At 60.1% G+C, this 2,457-nt stretch carries 1 protein-coding gene and 1 pseudogene; both read right to left on the bottom strand.

Annotated features, from left to right (window positions below; all coding sequences use genetic code 11):
* Positions 1 to 113: 113 nt before the first annotated feature.
* Positions 114 to 842, bottom strand: coding sequence for a methyl-accepting chemotaxis protein (locus tag ACXRVY_RS24310; RefSeq protein ID WP_457266119.1), 729 nt, complete (start codon positions 840 to 842; stop codon positions 114 to 116).
* A 129-nt stretch (positions 843 to 971) separates the two neighbouring features.
* A pseudogene (locus ACXRVY_RS24305) lies at positions 972 to 2,060 on the bottom strand (cache domain-containing protein); the annotation flags it as partial.
* Positions 2,061 to 2,457: the final 397 nt, after the last annotated feature.

Genomic DNA, 2,457 nt, shown 5'->3' with positions numbered 1-2,457 from the left:
TGTGGGAGCGAGCTTGCTCGCGATGGGGCCATCAGCTTCAACATCTATGTTGACTGATATGCCGCCATCGCGAGCAGGCTCGCTCCTACAGGGTTTAGTGGTGATTTTGCGAATCAGGTACGGAACCTGCGCACCAACCCGTCCAGCTCACTGGACAACCCGGCCAGGCTCTGGGAATCCAGGCGCGCCGAGTTGGCCAACTCTGCCACCAGTTGCGCATCGCCATGGATCTGGCTGATGTGCCGATTGATGTCTTCGGCCACTTGATGCTGTTGTTCCGCCGCCGTGGCGATCTGGGTGTTCATGTCGCGGATCACGTCCACCGACTCGCGGATCTGCCCGAAGCTGTTGCGCGCCTCGCCGATGCGCGTCACCGATTGCTGGGACACTTCCAGGCTGGCGTGCATCTGCTGGGTCACCTGGCTGGTGCGTTTGGCCAGGTTGCCCAGCAGCCCGTCGATTTCCGCCGTGGAGTCGGCCGTGCGCTTGGCCAGGGCCCGCACTTCATCGGCCACCACGGCAAAACCGCGACCTTGTTCACCGGCCCGGGCCGCTTCGATTGCGGCGTTCAGCGCCAGCAGGTTGGTCTGTTCGGCKATCGAACGGATGGTCCCCAGGATCGACTGAATGTCGTTGCTGTCACGTTCGAGTTGTTGCATCGACTGGGCCGATTGTTCGATTTCCTGGCTCAGGCGATCGACACTGTTCACCGCCGCATCGATCTGTTGCTGACCTTCACGTGCCTGGCGCTGGCCACTGTCGGCGGATTCCGCTGCCTGGCTGCAAGAACGTGCGACTTCGTTGGCGGTGGCGACCATTTCGTGGAACGCCGTGGAGACCATGTCCACCGCTTCACGCTGGCGTCCGGCGGCTTCGGCCATGTCGCTGGAGACCTGGGTCGAACTCTTGGACGTGGCGAGGATCTTGCCTGCCGCACCGCCGATGTTCTGGATCAGGTTGCGAATGGCGGCCAGGAACTGGTTGAACCAGTTGGCCAGTTGCGCGGTTTCATCGTTGCCACGGATTTGCAGGTTCTGGGTCAGGTCGCCTTCGCCCTGGGCGATGCCTTCCAGGCCGCTGGCCACGCTGCGGATCGGGCGTACGATGAGGCTGGCAAAACTGGCGCCGACGATGGCGAAGATGACGGCCAGAACGGCGGCGATGATGGCGATCAACCAGGTCAGCTGGGTCGCGGAGCTCATCACGTCGTTCTGTTTGATCAGGCCGATGAAGGTCCAGCCCAGTTGCTCTGACGGCCAGACGTTGGCCATGTAGCGCTCACCGTTGAGCTCCACTTCCACCAGGCCCTTGCCGGCCTTGGCCAGTTGCGCGTAGCCGTCGCCAAGGCTATTCAGCGGTTTGAAGTTGTGTTCCGGTTGTTTCGGATCCACCAGCACCATTCCGGTGTTTTCCAGCAGCATCAGGTAGCCGGTTTCACCGAGCTTGATCTGTTTGACGATCTCGGTGAGCTGCTTGAGTGTAACGTCGATGCTGACCACGCCGCCGTTGGTGCCCAATTTGTTGTCGATGGTGCGCACGGTGCTGACGTAGGTCGCGTCATCCTGGGCCCAGTAATAGGCCTCGGTACGGAACGGCTTGCCCGGTTTGGCCTGGGCGGCCTTGTACCAGGGGCGCTGGCGCGGGTCGTAATTGTTCAACTTCGGATCATCCGGCCACGACACGTAGCCGCCCGCCGCCGTGCCGAGGATGGCGTAGGCGTAGGCCGGGTGGCTGTTGCCCAGGTCCTGGAGCAGGGTGAAGACTTTTTTGTCCGCCTCGCCCTGGGGGACGCTCTCGGCGTTGGCGGCCATGTAAGTCTTGAGGCTGTCGTCGGAGTTTCGGATCAGCGGTTGTTTGGCCAGGTAATCGACGTTCTGGCTGATGCCGTCAAAGAACAATTGCATGGCGTTGCTGACCTGACGAATCTCGCGGGCACTGCCGTCGATGAATTCGTCCCTGGCATCACTGCGCAGGTTCAGCACAACGAGGGTGGCGACCAGCACCACGGGCAGGCAGGCGATGATTGCAAACGCCCAGGTCAACTTCTGTTTGATGTTCATCCGCGCTCCAGATTTTCTTGTAGGCCCACGCAGTGCAGATGACTCGCGGTTTATTGGCAGCCGTAAACGTTCTTGGTCAACCCGGGTCCTTGAGTGCGGCATCGCTTTTGTTGTGGCAGCGATTGTCGGACAAATCACTTTTGTCACTAAGGACTTCGGCTGTTATTGGAGGAAATTGAGGCCTGCCGGGAAAAATCCTACGGAAGGTATGAAGGTGGTGTCAGTTTCTGTCGCAATTGCCCTCAATGCCCTTGCACAACAATTGACGCAGGCTCGGCTATGATCTGGAGCGACCCGTGACGGTCGTCGGTTTTCCTGATGAAATCGGCACATTGTGTGCTTGTGCAATACTCATAAGTCGGTAACCCCTCCCCCCCGTGGGTGGATTGCCGTATAA

Source organism: Pseudomonas sp. P5_A2_2 (assembly GCF_054177685.1).
The sequence above is the reverse complement of the archived record's forward strand: the minus strand, read 5'-3'. Positions and strand labels throughout refer to the sequence as shown.